The sequence below is a fragment of the Nonomuraea sp. NPDC005983 genome (genome assembly GCF_040614375.1).
Lineage (GTDB): Bacteria > Actinomycetota > Actinomycetes > Streptosporangiales > Streptosporangiaceae > Nonomuraea.
Genome location: NZ_JBEXUP010000179.1, coordinates 1 through 15,915 on the forward strand (window position 1 = coordinate 1; position 15,915 = coordinate 15,915).

At 71.2% G+C, this 15,915-nt stretch carries 17 protein-coding genes; 8 read left to right on the top strand and 9 right to left on the bottom strand.

What is annotated here, in order from left to right; genetic code table 11:
* Nucleotides 1–161: 161 nt before the first annotated feature.
* Complete coding sequence (locus ABZ297_RS41930; protein WP_355358458.1) at nucleotides 162–461, bottom strand: helix-turn-helix transcriptional regulator; 300 nt, start codon at nucleotides 459–461, stop codon at nucleotides 162–164.
* A 202-nt stretch (nucleotides 462–663) separates the two neighbouring features.
* Nucleotides 664–948 carry a helix-turn-helix domain-containing protein gene (locus ABZ297_RS41935; protein WP_355358461.1) on the bottom strand — a complete coding sequence of 95 codons (285 nt, stop codon included), beginning with the start codon at nucleotides 946–948 and terminating at the stop codon, nucleotides 664–666.
* 99 nt (nucleotides 949–1,047) lie between these two features.
* Between ABZ297_RS41935 and ABZ297_RS41940 the strand changes: the two genes are divergently transcribed.
* Complete coding sequence (locus ABZ297_RS41940) at nucleotides 1,048–1,926, top strand: TIGR03620 family F420-dependent LLM class oxidoreductase (protein WP_355358464.1); 879 nt, start codon at nucleotides 1,048–1,050, stop codon at nucleotides 1,924–1,926.
* Between the two features lie 134 nt (nucleotides 1,927–2,060).
* On the top strand, nucleotides 2,061–2,915 hold the full coding sequence (gene purU, locus ABZ297_RS41945; RefSeq protein WP_355358467.1) for a formyltetrahydrofolate deformylase: 855 nt from the start codon (nucleotides 2,061–2,063) through the stop codon (nucleotides 2,913–2,915).
* Nucleotides 2,916–2,993: 78 nt separating this feature from the next.
* On the opposite strand, the gene ABZ297_RS41950 is transcribed toward purU, so the two are convergent.
* Nucleotides 2,994–5,048 (bottom strand): prolyl oligopeptidase family serine peptidase, encoded by a 2,055-nt coding sequence (locus ABZ297_RS41950; RefSeq protein WP_355358470.1) that lies wholly within the window; start codon nucleotides 5,046–5,048, stop codon nucleotides 2,994–2,996.
* A gap of 294 nt (nucleotides 5,049–5,342) precedes the next feature.
* Between ABZ297_RS41950 and ABZ297_RS41955 the strand changes: the two genes are divergently transcribed.
* The 3 genes from ABZ297_RS41955 (at nucleotide 5,343) to ABZ297_RS41965 (ending at nucleotide 6,949) form a co-directional block, all read left to right on the top strand.
* Nucleotides 5,343–5,849, top strand: a complete 507-nt coding sequence (locus ABZ297_RS41955) for an HNH endonuclease (protein ID WP_355358506.1) — start codon at nucleotides 5,343–5,345, stop codon at nucleotides 5,847–5,849.
* Between the two features lie 76 nt (nucleotides 5,850–5,925).
* Nucleotides 5,926–6,735, top strand: coding sequence for a GNAT family N-acetyltransferase (locus ABZ297_RS41960; RefSeq protein WP_355358473.1), 810 nt, complete (start codon nucleotides 5,926–5,928; stop codon nucleotides 6,733–6,735).
* A 4-nt stretch (nucleotides 6,736–6,739) separates the two neighbouring features.
* Nucleotides 6,740–6,949, top strand: a complete 210-nt coding sequence (locus ABZ297_RS41965) for a zinc ribbon domain-containing protein (RefSeq protein WP_355358476.1) — start codon at nucleotides 6,740–6,742, stop codon at nucleotides 6,947–6,949.
* On the opposite strand, the gene ABZ297_RS41970 is transcribed toward ABZ297_RS41965, so the two are convergent.
* From ABZ297_RS41970 to ABZ297_RS41985, 4 genes are all read right to left on the bottom strand, one after another.
* The gene (locus ABZ297_RS41970; protein ID WP_355358479.1) at nucleotides 6,946–7,830 is read right to left on the bottom strand and encodes a serine hydrolase; all 885 of its coding nucleotides are present in this window, start codon (nucleotides 7,828–7,830) and stop codon (nucleotides 6,946–6,948) included. The genes ABZ297_RS41965 and ABZ297_RS41970 overlap by 4 nt on opposite strands.
* Nucleotides 7,831–7,895: 65 nt before the next feature.
* Entirely contained in the window at nucleotides 7,896–8,390 is a 495-nt protein-coding gene (locus ABZ297_RS41975) for a WYL domain-containing protein (protein WP_355358482.1), read from the bottom strand.
* Nucleotides 8,391–8,561: 171 nt separating this feature from the next.
* Nucleotides 8,562–10,400, bottom strand: a complete 1,839-nt coding sequence (ilvD, locus tag ABZ297_RS41980; RefSeq protein ID WP_355358485.1) for a dihydroxy-acid dehydratase — start codon at nucleotides 10,398–10,400, stop codon at nucleotides 8,562–8,564.
* Between the two features lie 106 nt (nucleotides 10,401–10,506).
* Complete coding sequence (locus ABZ297_RS41985; protein WP_355358488.1) at nucleotides 10,507–11,319, bottom strand: thioesterase family protein; 813 nt, start codon at nucleotides 11,317–11,319, stop codon at nucleotides 10,507–10,509.
* 62 nt (nucleotides 11,320–11,381) lie between these two features.
* Here ABZ297_RS41985 and ABZ297_RS41990 point away from each other — a divergent pair, with 62 nt between their 5' ends.
* Nucleotides 11,382–12,062, top strand: coding sequence for a TetR/AcrR family transcriptional regulator (locus tag ABZ297_RS41990; protein ID WP_355358491.1), 681 nt, complete (start codon nucleotides 11,382–11,384; stop codon nucleotides 12,060–12,062).
* Nucleotides 12,063–12,072: 10 nt separating this feature from the next.
* Here the strand turns inward: ABZ297_RS41990 and ABZ297_RS41995 are convergent, their stop codons facing one another.
* Entirely contained in the window at nucleotides 12,073–12,849 is a 777-nt protein-coding gene (locus ABZ297_RS41995) for a nuclease-related domain-containing protein (RefSeq protein ID WP_355358494.1), read from the bottom strand.
* A 191-nt stretch (nucleotides 12,850–13,040) separates the two neighbouring features.
* On the opposite strand from ABZ297_RS41995, the gene ABZ297_RS42000 reads away from it, so the two are divergent.
* Together ABZ297_RS42000 and ABZ297_RS42005 are read left to right on the top strand one after the other, a co-directional pair.
* Nucleotides 13,041–14,447: an amidase gene (locus ABZ297_RS42000; protein WP_355358497.1), complete on the top strand. Its 1,407-nt coding sequence runs from the start codon at nucleotides 13,041–13,043 to the stop codon at nucleotides 14,445–14,447.
* A 53-nt stretch (nucleotides 14,448–14,500) separates the two neighbouring features.
* Nucleotides 14,501–15,193 (top strand): winged helix-turn-helix domain-containing protein, encoded by a 693-nt coding sequence (locus tag ABZ297_RS42005; protein ID WP_355358500.1) that lies wholly within the window; start codon nucleotides 14,501–14,503, stop codon nucleotides 15,191–15,193.
* Between the two features lie 71 nt (nucleotides 15,194–15,264).
* Here the strand turns inward: ABZ297_RS42005 and ABZ297_RS42010 are convergent.
* On the bottom strand, nucleotides 15,265–15,915 hold a 651-nt coding region (locus ABZ297_RS42010; RefSeq protein ID WP_355358503.1), incomplete at its 5' end, for a hypothetical protein.

Here is a 15,915-nt window from a genome sequence, read left to right on the forward strand (position 1 = left end):
GTCGGCGGGCCAGATCGCGGGGTGCAACCACAGGCCGGCGACGCTCACGGCCAGGCCGGGCCACGTCCGCCAGCCGGCGGCCTGGACCTCGAGCTCCAGATCCGCGCCCCACCGCTCCCTGATGGCGCCCGGATACAGCCTGACCAGCCACTGGGCGGCGTTCACGCGGGGTTCACCCCGAGACTCCGCAACCCGGTGGCCGCGACGCGGGCCATGGCGCGTAGCTCCTGTTCCAGCACCTCGCGGCCACGGGGAGTCAGCCGGACCGGGCGCTGGCGGCCCTTCTCGCCGAGGGACTCGATCAGCTCCTTCGCCTCCAGGCGGGTCAGAGCTCCGTACAGGCTTCCCGGCCCCAGGCGCTCTCCGGTCAGCTCCTCGATCGCCGTGTTGATGGCGTAGCCGTGCATCGGCCCGTCGGCCAGCACGCACAGCACCAGCGTCTGGGCGTCGTTGACTTGCATGCGCCGCATTTTACTACGCGCCGAGTAGTACATGTTGTGTACTACTGCTGCGTCGTGGACGAGCTCTGCGTCCGCGTTGTACCCGGGCAGGCAGCCCCCTACGGCGGGGTGGTGTCATTCGCCGAGTCGTGCTGCCGGCGGTGCGGGGAGCGTGTCCGGCAATGCGTGGAGAGGTCGCCTCCTCGCGCCTGGCGACGCCCGCTCAGGGTGCCTCCTCCAGCACCAGCGAGAGCAGGCCGGGGAAGCGGCTGTCGAACTCCTGGCGGCGGAGGCGGTTGAGGCGGCGGGTGCCCTCGTCGCGCTGCTCCAGGAGGCCGACGTTGCGCAGGACCGTGAAGTGGTGGCTGAGCGTGGACTTGGCCACCGGCAGGTGGGTGAACGTGCCGCAGGGACGTGACCAGTCGGGGGAGCCCGCCAACTCACGCACGATGCCGCGGCGGACGGGGTCGGCGAGCGCGTCGAGGGCCGCCTGTAGCGACACCTCCACGGGGGACGTGTGACTCAGGGCGCGTGTTCTGTTCGACGGCGGTCGAACATCGGTGTACTGTTCCATCTCGATCGAACATCTTAGTCGGGAGGAACCGTCATGGACACCGGTCACGTCGGGGTCTGGCACCCCCTGCTCAGCAAGGCCCCCGTGCAGCAGGTTCGCCGCGCCGCTGCGGAGATCGAGGAGCTGGGTTACGGGGCGCTGTGGGGGAACGAGGCGCCGGGCAGCAAGGAGCCGTTCGTCAACGCCGCGCTGCTGCTCGCCGCCACCGAGCGCGCCGCCGTGGGCATCGGCATCGCCAGCATCTGGGGCCGCGACGCCACCGCGACGGCGGCGGCCTGGGCGACCCTGGCCGAGGCCTTCCCGGGGCGGTTCCTGCTCGGCCTCGGGGTCAGCCACAGCCCGCTGGTCAGCGGCCGCGGCCACACCTACATCAAGCCGCTGGCGGCGATGCGCGCCTACCTCGACGGCATCGACGCGGCCAAGCCGGAGGTGCCTCAGGGCGACGCCCCCAGGTTGCTGGCGGCGCTCAAGCCGAAGATGCTGGAGCTTTCACGCGACCGGGCCGAGGGTGCGCACACCTACTTCGTCCCGCCCGAGCACACCGCGCTGGCCAGGCAGATCCTCGGCCCCGACCGGCTCCTGGTGCCGGAGCAGGCCGTGGTCGTCGAGACCGATCCCGCCAGGGCCCGCGAGATCGCCCGCACGTACATGTCGTACTACTTGGTGCTGCCCAACTACCTCAACAACCTGCGCGATCTCGGCTTCACCGACGACGACTTCGCCGACGGCGGCAGCGACCGCCTCGTCGACGCGATCGTGGCCTGGGGCGACGCCGAGGCCGTAGCCGGGCGGGTCCGCGACCATCTCGCCGCCGGCGCCGACCATGTGGCCATCCAGCCCCTGTCGCCGCTCCCCGACCTCGACGACGCCCTGGCCCAGCTCAAAACCCTCGCCCCGGCCCTGGGCCTGTAACCGGGGTCCCTCGCGGGCCTCCTGAGCGGGGGGCGCGGAAGGTCGCGTTCCGGGCGGCGGACGAGCGAGACAGCCGGTAACCTGCACAGATCGGCCTCAAGGCACCAACGATTCACGTCCGCGAGAGTGAAGGCATGAGCAGTCCCGCCGAGTACGTCCTGACCCTGTCCTGCCCCGACCGGCCGGGTGTGGTGGCCGCCGTCTCCGGGCTGCTGGCCGGACGCGGCTGCAACATCATCGAGAGCCAGCAGTTCGGCGACCGGATCGGCCAGCGATTCTTCATGCGCGTGCAGTTCTCCGCCGTCGTCGGCGAGGACGAGCTCGGCGCCGCCTTCGCCGCTCTGGCGCCCGACTTCGGCATGGAGTTCAAGCTCCGGAACGTGGCCACCAAGCCCCGGGTGCTCATCATGGTCAGCAAGTTCGACCACTGCCTGAACGACCTGCTCTACCGGGTCCGCTCAGGCGGCCTCGACATCGAGATCGTCGCGGTCGCGTCCAACCATCCCGACCTGCGGCCGCTCACGCAGTCGTACGGCGTCGACTACCACCACCTGCCGATCACCCCCGACACCAAGCCCAGGCAGGAGGCGGAGGTGCTGGCGCTCGTCGAGCACTACCAGGTCGACCTGGTAGTGCTGGCCCGCTACATGCAGGTCCTCTCGGAGGGGCTGTGCGCGAAGCTGGCGGGGCGGGCCATCAACATCCACCACTCGTTCCTGCCGTCCTTCAAGGGCGCCAAGCCGTACCACCAGGCCCACGACCGGGGCGTCAAGCTCATCGGCGCCACCGCCCACTACGTGACGCCCGACCTCGACGAGGGGCCGATCATCGAGCAGGAGGTGGCCCGCGTCAACCACAGCCACTCTCCCGAAGACCTCGCCGCGATCGGCCGTGACGTGGAGCGCGTCGCCCTGGCCAGGGCGGTCAGGTGGCACGCCGAGCAGCGCGTCCTGCTCGACGGCCACAAGACCGTCGTCTTCCCTCGCTGACGCCGGAGCCGGGCCGCCGGCACCGGGTCGCCGTGCGTCGGCCCCCGCCGCCTTGGCCCTGGCGTGCTCATGCCCCGACTATAGGCCGGTGTGCCGGGCCAGGAACGTGAGCGTGTCGGCTGCGAGGTCCACCGACCGGCTCACCGACCGCGCCCCGTGACCCACCTCGGTCTCGTTGCGCAGCAGGATCGGCCGCTCCCCGGCCGACGCGTGCTGGAGGGCCGCGCACATCTTCCACGCGTGCAACGGGTGCACCCGCGTGTCGGACTGGAAGACCGTGAACAGCGTCGCCGGGTACGACACGCCCTGCTCGACGTAGTGGTACGGCGAGTACCCCATCAGCCAGCCGAACTGCTCGGGATCGGCGGCGGAGCCGTACTCGACGTTCCACGTCGCGCCCAGCCCGAACTGCTCGTACCGGATCATGTCGAGCAGCGGCGCCGAGCACACGACGGCGGCGTACAGCTCGGGACGCTGTGTCAGCGCGGCCCCCACCAGCAGCCCGCCGTTGGACCCGCCCGAGATCCCGAGCTGCCCGGCCGTGGTGACGCCGGTGGCGATCAGGTGTTCGGCCGCGGCGTGGAAGTCGTCGAAGACGTTCTGCTTGCTGGCGAGCATGCCCGCGCGGTGCCAGTCCTCGCCCTCCTCGCCGCCGCCGCGCAGGTTCGCGATCGCGTAGACGCCGCCCGCCTCGACCCACGCCAGCACCGAGGCGGAGTAACCCGGGGTCATGGAGATGCCGAAGCCGCCGTACCCGTACAGGATGGTGGGCCTGGGGCCGCTGCCGTCGACCGGCGAGATGATCAGCATGCGGACGTCGGTGCCGTCCTTCGACTGGTAGACCACCTGCTCGGTGCGCACGGGCGGCACCTTGACCGCGCCCGGCGAGGTGGCCCAGAGCGTGGTCTCGCCGGTGCGGGCGTCGTAGCGCTGGATGGTCGGCGGCGTGGTGTTGTCGGTGTATCCGAACCACGCCTCGTAGCCGCCCTCAGGACGCTCGGAGATGCCGCCGATCGTGCCCAGGCCGGGCGTCGGCACCTCGCCGATGCGCTCGCCCGTCTCCAGGTCGTGGACGGTGACCTCGCTGATCGCGTGCCTGGTCCAGCCCACCAGCATGACCGGGCGTTCCAGGTCGTCGAGGATCGCGAAGTCCGACAGCACCGCCTCGGGGTCCTGCGGGATCAGGTCCCGCCAGGACTCGTAGCCGGGCTCGGACGGGTCGGTGACGCAGATCCTGGCCCGCGAGGCGTCGCGGTCGGTGTGGACGTAGAGCCGCCCGTCGCGGCCGAACAGCAGCCCCGTCTGGGCGTCGACGCCCTCCTGGACCGGCTTCAGGTCCGGCCCGTCGATGGGGGTGACGCTGAGGTCGGCGATCCACAGGTCGTTGCGGGGGGCGGTGCCCTCGCTGGCCGACACCTGCAGCCAGCGGCCGGAGCGGGAGACCGAGACGCCGTAGTAGTTGGTCATCTTCATGCCGTCACCGAAGATCATCACGTCGTCCTCGGTGGACGTGCCGACCCGGTGCAGGTAGACGCGGCGGTGGAACTGCCTCTCGTTCTCCGGCACTTCGGTGCTCGGCAGCCTGCGCACGTAGTAGAACGCCTCGCCGCCGGGCAGCCACGCGATGGGGGAGTAGCGGCAGCGGTCGATCGGACCCTCGACGCGGGTGCCCGTCGCGACGTCCATGACGTACAGGACCGACTCCTCGTCGCCTCCCACCGAGATCTGGTAGGCGAGCAGGCGGCCCTCCTTGTCGGGCTGGACGGCGTCGAGCGTGGTCAGGCCCGACGGGTCGATCTCCATCGGGTCGATCAGGGCCCGCTCGGTGCCGTCGGGTTCGACCACGTAGTAGACGGCGTGCTCCTGGTCGGGGGTGCGACGGCTGAAGAAGTACCGCCCGCCCCGCCAGGCGGGCACGCCGACCGAGCCCGACCTGAGCAGCTCGGCGATGCGCTCCTTGAACCGCTGCGGCTCGCTCTCCTGCTTGAACCGTTGGGCCTGGGCGAGCAGCCACTCCGCGGTCTCCGTGCTGTCGGAGTCCTCCAGCCAGCGGTACGGATCGGGCACGGGGGTCTCGTGCAGGACGTCGACGGTTTCGCCGCGGGGGGCGACGGGGTATGGCTCTCGCGTCATGCCTCGAACCCTACGACAACCTGGATGCCGGTGGACGGGCGTAAAGACCAGGTGATGTGGGCATAAAACGTATCGTGCGTCCCTCTGGTCATTCCGGCTGGAGGTTATGGGGTGGCGGGGACCACGCTTTTAACGCCAGACTTGGGTGACAGGACGGCGCCGTGGTGACCATCCGCTGGGCCGTCCGGCGGAGGTCCACGTGACGGAAGCGACAGTGCCCCAGGAGGGGCCGACAGCCGGGACATGCCGCGGCATGTCCCCTTTGATACGCGCTCAGCGGGGAGAAGCCCGATGATGCGCCAGGTCCTGCTGCTGAATGCCACCTACGAGCCACTCACCACTCTGTCCATGCACCGTGCCATCGTGCTGGTGCTGCGGGAGAAGGCCGACGTCGTGCACCGCGACGGCCGGGGCGCGGTCCTGCGCTCCGCCACCCGTACGCTCGACGTCCCCTCGGTGATCCGGCTGAGAAGATATGTCCGCATCCCCTACCGGTCGCGTATCCCCCTGACCAGGGCCGCTCTCATGCGGCGCGACGACTACCGCTGCGCCTACTGCGGCCAGCGGGCCGAGACCATCGACCATGTCATCCCTCGGTCGCGGGGTGGCGCTCACACCTGGGAGAACTGCGTCGCCTCGTGCACGCCGTGCAACCACAGGAAGGCGGACAAGTTCCTGGACGAGCTGGGGTGGACACTACGCGTCGCCCCCGCGGTGCCACGGGGCGCCCACTGGAGGCTCATCGGCGCGTCACTCGTCGGAGACCCCCAATGGGCGCCCTACCTGGAAGCCGCCGCCTGACCGATCGGGCCCGGGATCCTCTCCCGGGCCCGATATCTCTTTGTGCTCGTCCGCCGGGTGCTGCCAAGCTTCCGTCATGTGGACCTTCACCGCTGACGCCGAGGAGTACGCCGCGGCGGCGGAACCCTTCCTGCTCTCCGACCCCGAGGGCAACACCATCCCCCTGAGCGTCCTGGCCGGCATCCGCGCGGGCATGCCCGCGAAGGACGCCTACTTCGGCTGGTGGACCGTCGGCGGGGAGGTGCGCGGAGCGGCGTTCCGCACGCCCCCGAAGCCGGTCGGGCTGGCCCGCATGCCGATGGAGGCGATCGTCCCGCTCGTGGAGGCGCTGCGCGGCGAGATCCCCGAGGTGATGGGGCCGCTGGAACTGACCGACGCGGTCACGGCCGCGCTCGGCAGGCCCGCCGACGTCGTGTCGGAACGCCTCTACCGGCTGGGCACGCTGACCACCCCCGACGTGCCCGGCCGCGGCCGGCCGGCGGTGGCGGGCGACTTCCCGCTGCTGGTGAGCTGGTATCAGGCGTTCGGCGCCGAGGTGGGCATGAGCGACTCCGAGGACGTGGCTCAGCGGGTCGAGCACCGCCTGACCGCCCGCGAGCTGTTCCTCTGGGAGGACGAGGGCGTGCCCGTGGCGTTCGCCGCGCTGTCACCCGAGTCCGGCGGCGTGTGCCGGATCGGCCCCGTCTACACGCCGCCCGCCCGGCGCAGGCGCGGCTACGGGGCCGCGGTGTCGGCCTTCGTCAGCCGCACCGCCCTGGAAGAGCGCTGCAAGCAGGTGGTGCTGTTCACGGATCTGGCCAACCCGACGAGCAACTCCATCTACCAGTCGATCGGGTACGAGCCCGTCTCCGACTATGCCCACGTGAGCTATCGGCCGCTAACCTGAGGTCATGCCGCGTTACGACTTCCGCTGCCGCGCCTGCGGCTCCACGTTCGAGGTGTCGCGTCCCATGGCCGCCTCCGACGACCCGGCCACCTGCCCCGAGGGCCACGACGACACGGTCAAGCTGCTCTCCACGGTCGCGATGACCGGCGGTGCCGCCGCCCCTCGCGGCGGCGGTGGCGGTGGGGGGTGCTGCGGCGGCGGGTGCTGCGGCTAGCCTTCGGCACGCCGGGCGTGTCCGTCGGGGCGGTGAGGGGGCGCTTCGTGCCGCCAGGCAGGTGGGCGGGTGATCGCCCGCACTGTCAGGCGGGCCACCCGCTCGACCGTCGCGATGCCCGCCTTCCGGGTCGGGCTGCGCTCTGACAGCACGGCGACCAGTAGTTCGTGGCCGTCCGCGACGAGCAGCCCCACGCTGTTGACGGTCCACAGCCCGCCGTGCACGCGGGCGGGCAGCCAGCCGTTCTTGAGTGCCCAACCGCCGTCGGCCGCCGCGCTCACGCCCCACGCCTGCCGTCTGGTCACCGACGACATCAGGCGCAGCGCGTAGCGGCGGTTGGCGGCGCTCACCGGGCCTGTCGCGGCCGTGAGCCTGTCGAGCACCTTCACCTGGTCCGACGGCCTGCTGCGGGTCGCGCCCCAGTACAGACCCGGCCCCGGCACGATGTTACGGACACCGAGCCTGCGCAGTTCCCTGGCCAGCCCCGCGCGGCCGCCGATCGCCAGGTAGAGCTCGTGCGCGCAGTCGTTGTCGCTGAACCGGATCATGCGTGCGGCCAGCTTGCGCTCGTCGTCGCTCAGCCGCCGGTGCTCGCGCTGCGCCCTGAGCAGCAGCGCGAGCAGGATGTCGACCTTGGCGACGCTGGCCAGCAGGAACGGGACCCGCTCCCGGTAGGCGTAGCCGGTGGACGTGGTCCTGTCGAGCACCGCCACCGCCGCCCGTCCGGGACGCCGGTGCAGATAGCGCGTCAGCGACCGGTCGAGCCGCCGCTCAGCGTCGGGCGGCGGCCCGGCGGCCTCCCGCTCCACCGCCGCCCGCGCGGGCGGCGCGGGCACGGTGACCAGCAGGGCGGCGATGAGCGAGATCTCCCGGACGCGCATGTGCGGGAGCCTGCCAGCCGCCGCCCCAACGCTCGGGGGACGAACGGGTCAAGCTCCGACCAGATCTACGCGGCCCTGGCGCGCTTGCGCCGCTGGAACGGCAGGAACCGGTCGGCCAGATGCGGCCTGGACGGGACCAGGGTCGGTTCGACGGCCAGCACCCGGTCGAACCTGAACGCCCTGATGGCCCTGCGCATGCGGCACACGCCCACCAGGTACCAGTACTCGCGGTGGACCAGGCAGGTCACCGGCTCGACGTCGCGCGCCGTGACGTTGCCGGCGGCGTCGCGGTAGTGGAGGCGGATCATCATCCGGCTGGTGATGGCGTCGGCGATCAGCCGGGCTCGGGACGCCACCTCGACGGGCAGCGGGTCGGTGAGTGTCGTGAGGGTGGTGGCGATGACGTCGTCGTCGAGTTCGAGGTGTTCGAACGCGTGCTGCAGGCCGCGCCTGGCGGTGACGGCCTGCGGGCCCGACCCGAGGTGGGCCAGGGAGAGGGCGAGGGCGGCGATCTCGGCGGTCGTCAGCGGGCGGGTGTGGGGCTTCACGACTGTAGCCATACCCTTACCATAGAGATCGCCACCGACATTTTTCGAAAGCCTGTACGGCAAGCAACCCTGTTCGTACCTTATGGCAACGGTGACCTACCCGGAAGGTTCGAACGCCCGTGCGGTGCTCCTGAGCGCTCGAATCGCCGATGACGGGGGCGCCGGTGGGCGCCCCCGAAGCCGCTACCTGGACAGCTGCGACAGGTCGCGGGAGGCGCCCGTCGAAGCCGACGTGGTCATCGCCGCGTACGCCTGAAGCGCGGCGCTGACCTGGCGGTTGCGGTCGCGCGGCCGGTAACCGCCCAGGTCGGCCAGCAGCCGCTCCCGGCGGGCTGCCAGCTCGGTCTCCGGCACCCGCAGCTCCATCGACCGGTGCGGGATGTCGATCGCGATGATGTCGCCGTCCTCGACCAGCGCGATCGTGCCGCCCTCGGCCGCCTCGGGCGAGGCGTGGCCGATCGACAGCCCGGACGTGCCACCCGAGAATCGGCCGTCGGTCACCAGCGCGCACGCCTTGCCCAGGCCCTTGCCCTTGAGGAACGACGTCGGGTACAGCATCTCCTGCATGCCGGGGCCGCCCTTGGGGCCCTCGTACCGGATGACGACCACGTCGCCCTCCTTGACCCGCCCGCCGAGGATGCCCTCCACGGCCTGCTCCTGCGACTCGAACACCACCGCGGGCCCGCTGAACCGCCAGATCGACTCGTCGACTCCGGCCGTCTTCACCACGGCGCCGTCGCGGGAGATGTTGCCGTACAGCACTGCCAGCCCGCCGTCGGCGGTGTAGGCGTGCTCCAGGTCGCGCACGCACCCGTCGGCGCGGTCGAGGTCGAGGGAGTCCCAGCGGTTGTCCTGCGAGTACGCCTTCACCGTGCGGACGTTGCCCGGCGCGGCGTGCCACAGCTCGACGGCCTCCGGCAGGACGGAGGGCGAGCGCGGGTCCCAGGCGGCGAGCATGTCGCCGAGGGTGCCGCCGTTGACCGTGGGGACGTCGCGGTGCAGCAGCCCGGCGCGGTCCAGCTCGCCCAGGATGGCGGGGATGCCGCCCGCGCGGTGGACGTCCTCGACGTGGTACTTGTTCGTCGCCGGGGCCACCTTGCACAGGCACGGCACCCGCAGCGAGATCTCGTTGATCTCCTTGAGGCCGAAGTCGACCTGTGCCTCGCGGGCGGCGGCCAGGATGTGCAGGATCGTGTTGGTCGAGCCGCCCATCGCCACGTCGAGCGTCATCGCGTTCTCGAACGCCTCGCTGGTGGCGATCGAGCGCGGCAGCACCGACTCGTCGCCGTCCTCGTAGTAGCGGCGGGTGATCTCGACGAGCTGGCGGCCGGCGTCCTCGAAGAGCTGCTTGCGGGCCTTGTGCGTGGCCAGGATCGTGCCGTTGCCCGGCAGCGCCAGGCCGATCGCCTCGGCCAGGCAGTTCATCGAGTTGGCGGTGAACATGCCGGAGCACGAGCCGCAGGTCGGGCAGGCGTTCTCCTCCATCTCCAGCAGCTCGTCGTCGGAGACCGAGGAGTCGGCGGCGGCGATCATCGGGTCGATCAGGTCGAGCTTGCGGGACGGCGTCTTGCCCGCCTCCATCGGCCCGCCCGAGACGAAGACGGTCGGGATGTTCAGCCTGAAGGCGGCGAGCAGCATGCCCGGTGTGATCTTGTCGCAGTTGGAGACGCAGATCAGCGCGTCGGCGCAGTGGGCGTTGACCATGTACTCGACCGCATCGGCGATCAGCTCGCGCGACGGCAGCGAGTAGAGCATGCCGCCGTGCCCCATCGCGATGCCGTCGTCGACCGCGATCGTGTTGAACTCGCGCGGGATCGCGCCGGCCTCGCGGATCGCCGCCGACACCACGTCGCCGACCTCGCGCAGGTGCACGTGCCCCGGGACGAACTGGGTGAAGCTGTTGGCCACCGCGATGATGGGTTTGCCGAAGTCGCTCCCGGCTACGCCGGTCGCCCGGAGCAGGGCCCGAGCACCGACCATGTTCCTGCCGTGGGTGACCGTACGTGACCTGAGGGCGGGCATTGCGCTTCTCCCATCGCTAGCGAGTCTTCCCATGGTACGAGGTCGCGCCCGGTACCTGAGACGGCTGTCCAGAAAGCGGACGGCTGGCTCCGGAATGCGTGCGCCCCTAGCGCTCGGCGGGCACGCGCACGGCGGCGAGCTGGGTGGCCTGGCCCACCAGGCGGCCCTTGTCGTCCCAGACGTGGGCCACCTCGTCCATGCGGTCGCCGCCGACGTCCGTGGCGTGCAGCCTGACCCGGACCGGGCCCGGGGCGGGCAGCCGGCGGATGTAGGCGGAGAACTGGATGGTGGGCATCCAGCCGGGCAGGCCGAGGTCGTAGGAGACGGGCGGCACCGGGTCGAGGGCGACGAGCAGGCTGAGCGGGTCCCAGTCGGAGCCGTCGGCCAGCCGCTGCCAGGTGGCGATGACGCCGTTCCTGGAGGGCGCGCCGAACGCGAAGGCGAGGTGGGCGGGGTCGATGTGCTCCTCGATCACCTCCATCAGCGGGACGGTCATGCCCGCGCCGGGCGGGTCGGTGGGGGCGAGGAAGCACTCCTCCCTCGGGGGCAGCTGCACCGGCTCGGCGGCCGTCCACCAGGGGTCGGCGTCGTCCAGCCGGCCGAGGGTGATGAGCGCCTCCACGCACGGCCTGTCCTGCTGCGTCAGCGTCGCAGTGACCTGGGCGACGCTCCTGCCGACGCGCAGCGTCCGCACGCGCACGGTGGCGGGGCCCGGCTCGGGCGGTTCGACGAAGGAGCCGCTCACGGCGGTCACGTGCGGGTGCTCGGCGCCCGCGTTCTCCACGGCGGCCCGGCCCAGCACCGCCAGCAGGTATCCGCCGTGCAGCCTGGCGCCGACGCTCCACTGCGCGTCGAGCGTGGCCTGATACTCGTCCGCGCCGCGCGCGGTCAACGCGGTCGCTTCCCGAAAAGTCCCCATCTGACCCCTTCCACAGGAGATCAGATTGACATCGTTAACCTGACAGCGTCAACCTGAGTTCCATGACCACCGCGAGACGCGTACGCGCCCGGCGCGGCGAGGGCGCGCTGCTGCGCGAGGAGATCCTGCGAGCCGCCGAGGACCTGCTGACCGAGGCCGGCACCGAGGACGCGCTCACGCTGCGCGCCGTCGCCATGCGCGCCGGAGTCTCCACGCCCTCGGTCTACCTGCACTTCACCGACAAGGAAGCGCTCGTCGAGGCCGTCTGCCTGCGAGTCTGGGACGAACTGGGCAGGCTCTTCGCCGAGAGCTCCGGCGGCGACCCGTTCGTCGCCTTGGGCAACTGCGGACGCGCCTACGCCCGGTTCGCCCTCGACCACCCCGTGCAGTACCGGGTGCTGATGATGCGGCCGTCGGCCGGCGAAGGCGTGCCTCCCGCCGCCGCTACCTGCTTCGGACACATGGTCGACAGGGTCGCCGCCTGCGTCGCGACAGGCGTTCTGCAGGGCGAGCCGGAGGCGCTCGCGCTCGGCCTCTGGTCGGCCGTGCACGGGTGCGTCTCGCTGCTCATCGCCCAGCCCTCGTTCCCCTGGCCCGAGGACAGGGAGGCGCTGATCGCGCACATCGTGCGCATGGCGGGGCTCGGCGCCGCGCTCGTCACCCGAGTGCCGCGGACACTCCCGCCCAGCATGGAACTGGCCGCCGACCTGGACGCCTTCGGCGCTCGGCCGGCGGCCGGCTGACGCCTGCCTGCTAGCCCTCGCCGTACCTGGCGGGGAGCACCTGGGCGGCGATCTCGTACAGGCGGTCGATCTCGGCGTCGGTCAGGGCCCGCTCCCGCTTGGTGATCCACTTGCGGGCGCGGCCGCCCTCGTAGACGTCCACGCCGCGGATCGTCATGATCTTCCACGGCACCGGCGGCCCGTAGATCGCCAGCGACGGCACGACGGAGACCTCGCGACCGTACGCCTTGCTGATCAGCTCGCTGGCCTGCGAGGCCTCCCATTTGGCCTCGGTCAGGCGGGGTTTCATGTCGAACGGCCCGTGGAAGAGCTTCTTGCCCATCTGGACGCGTACCGGCAGCCGCTTGTCCCACTTCTCGGAGTCGACGGCGTACACGCCCGTCGGGCCCACCACGAGGTGGTCGATCTGCGCCTCGCTGCCCGGGATCGCCCTGGCGTGCAGCGTGCGGTAGCCGTTGCGCTCCAGCTTGCGGAGCTGCGCCTCGGTGCGGCGCTCCGCCACGGAGGCGCGCCGCCAGGCAGGCACGGTCGAGGACGAGCGCGCCCGATAGACCGTGTCGAGGATGGCCGCCACCACGGCCGCTGTCACGCCAACCCGCCAGTCGCGCACCAGAAAGCCCACGACGAGCCCGACGCCGACCGCCAGCAGCGCGCGGTTGCGCAGCCGGCGGTAGCGCGGCTGCTGAAGCAGGCTGCGCACGGACGCGCGCTCTACCGGCGCGTACGTTGACATGGTGGGCGCCGAGGGTTTGGCGGTGGTCTGCTCGCCTTCGGGTCGATCGCTCACCCAGATAGGGGACGAGTTGTGACCGTCTTCTCGCTGGTTGTCGGAGTCCACGCAACTCACCGTAGCCCGCGGGTTTGATTGATTCCTAGTGTTGCCCTGTCCATAGTTTTATGGCCCAGCTCACCGTGTTCTACGCCCCATTGCTGGGTATCTATTACGTTCTTCGCCAGAGATCCCTAGTGTGCAGAAGCGTGCGAGAACTTCACGAGCTATCTGCTCTCGAGCAGGCGCAAGCCATCCGCGACCAGGACATTTCGCCGGTCGAGCTCACCCAGCACTACCTCGACCGGATCGAGCGCATCGACCCCGAGGTGGGCGCGTACGTGACCGTGACCGCCGAGAGGGCACTCGACCAGGCCCGCCGCCTGGAGAAGGAGCTGCCAGACGGACCGCTCGCCGGAGTACCGATCCCGATCAAGGATCTTAACCTGGTGAAGGACGTCCCCATCATGTTCGGCTCGGCGACATACCGGGACTTCGTCGCACCAGTGGACGACACGGTGGTGGAACGCCTGCGCGAGGCCGGCACCGTCATGCTCGGCAAGACCGCGACCCCCGAGTTCGGTCTGCCCTGCTACACCGAGACCTTCCTCTCGCCGCCCGCCCGCACACCATGGGACCTCACCAGGTCCGCGGGCGGGTCGAGCGGCGGCGCGGCGGCCGCGGTGGCCGCCGGGCTGGCGCCCGCCGCGCAGGGCAGCGACGGCGCGGGCTCGATCCGCATCCCCGCCTCGGTGTGCGGCCTGTACGGCATCAAACCCACCCGTGGCCGGATCAGCTTCGCCCCGATCATCCCCGACCTGGCGGGAATGAGCACGAACGGACCCATCGCACGCACGGTCGCCGACGCCGCGGCGCTGCTCGACGTCATGGCGCACCACAGCCCTGGAGATCTGTTCCACGCGCCGCCGCACGACGGCACCTTCCTGGAGCACGCCACCCGCGGCCCCGGACGACTGCGCATCGCCCGCTACGCCCGCCCGCCGGTGCCGGACGCCGAACTCGATCCGGACGTCCTGACCGCCTACGAGGACGCCGCCGCCACGCTCGCCGCGCTCGGCCACGAGGTGGTCGACATCGACCCGCCGTTCGGCCCCGACATCGTGCCGCAGTTCGTCACCATGTGGTACGTCTTCGCGTGCATGCACCCCGTCGCCGACCACCAGAGCGACCAGCTCAGGCCGCTCACCAGGTGGCTGCGCGAGCGTGGCACGGCCACCTCCGCCCCGGCCTTCCTGCAGGCCCAGGCGTCGCTTCAGCTCGCCACCAGGGCCGCGCTCGCCGTCACCGACGCCTATGACGCGGTGCTCACGCCCACCGTCACCCAGCAGCCCCGGCCCGTGGGCTGGTTCGAGGACGTGGACGACGTCCAGGAGACCTTCGAGCGGATGAAGCGGTTCGCCGCCTTCCCCGCGATCTACAACGTCACCGGGCAGCCCGCGGTGAACCTGCCCCTGCACTGGACCGCCGACGGCCTGCCGATCGGCGTCATGCTGGCGGGCAGGATCGGCGGCGAGGCCACCCTGATCTCGCTGTCGGCCCAGGTCGAAGCGGCCAGAGGCGGTTTCTGGGGCGACCGCAGGCCGACGGTCTGGTGACCCTGGAACCTTACAGCTAGGCGGACGTAGAGCGAGGTCGTACAACCATGCGCATGCACACCGTCCTCATCCAGACCGACACGGCCGTGGCGGCCGAGCTCAGGCCCGGCGAGGCCGCCACGTTCGGACGCGGAGCCGAGGATGTCCCGGTCGACATCGTGGTGGCCGACCGGGCCGTTTCGCGCCTGGCCGGGCGCATCGAAGCGGTCGAGGACTACTGGCACATCAGCAACCTCAGCGCCGACCGCACCTACGTCGTGGAGAACCCGGAGGGCGGCGGCGAGTTCGTCAAGGTGCCGCCGCTGCGGATCGGCATGCCGGTGCCGTTCGAGTTCTCGCGGGTGATCCTGCCGGCCGAGCACGGGACGACCGGGTTCCTGGTGTTCGCGCCCGAGCACGGGTACGGCACCGCCGCCAGCCTCGGGTCGGGGGCGACCACGATGAACGTCTTCCCGCTCGACCGGACCGCCAAGTACTTCCTCATCCTGGTCGCGCTCTGCGAGGCCAGGCTGCGTGACCCGTCGAGCACGGTCGTCCCGACGGTGCCACAGCTCATCGAGCGGCTGGCCGGGCATCACCTGACGAGGAGCGGCGTCAACTTCCACATCGACTACCTGGCCAGGAACAAGCTGAAGGTCAAACAGGCCGACGAGGCCGGGAAGGCCGACTGGCAGCGGACCGCCCTGATCAACCTGGCCCTCCGCTTCGACCTGGTCACCGACGCCGACCTCCGCCTCTTACCCTGACCCACCGCGCCGGCGTGGCCGCCCGCGCCGACCTCCGGCTCGCTTCACGGCCTGCGCCCGGGGCCGGCCCGCTAGTCCTGGTACTGATCGCGATATTGCAGGACCTGCGCGACATGCGCCTTCCACCTCGGCGGCACGCCCTGCTCCCGCCGCACCGGGTCCACGCCGCTCACGAACAGGGCGGCGAGCTTGGCCGCCGGGTCGGCGGGCACGTCGGCGACCTTCGGGCCGAGCGTGCAGAAGAAGCGGCCCATCGCCGGGAACGACAGCTCGGGCGAGAACGGCGGCTTAGGTGCCGGATCGTTCGACCCGTTGGGCTGCCAGAACTGCAGCACCCTGGGGGTCCACCGGGCGATGCCGAACTCGTCGTTGGCGCGGTCGATCAGGTCGGGGTCGAAGTCGCTGGCCATCTTGACGACCCCGGCGACCAGCGCGGGCGACAGCCCTTCCAGCTCGCACCAGGTGCCCGCCTGCACGATCAGCTTCCGGTACTGCTTGGGGATGTCCGCCTCGGCCCGCAACCCCATGTGCGCCCGTGCGGTGCTTGCCTGAGCGGGCGTACGGGACGTCTGCGTCACGGCCCCCGACGGCTTCTGCTCGACGGACCGCCCACCGGTGCGCGACGCCAGCACCCCCACGGCCACGGCGACGGCCACGACCGCGGCTCCCGCCCCCAGCAGTACCCCCTTGACACGCCCTCCCCCCGCGACCCCTCCCCCCGC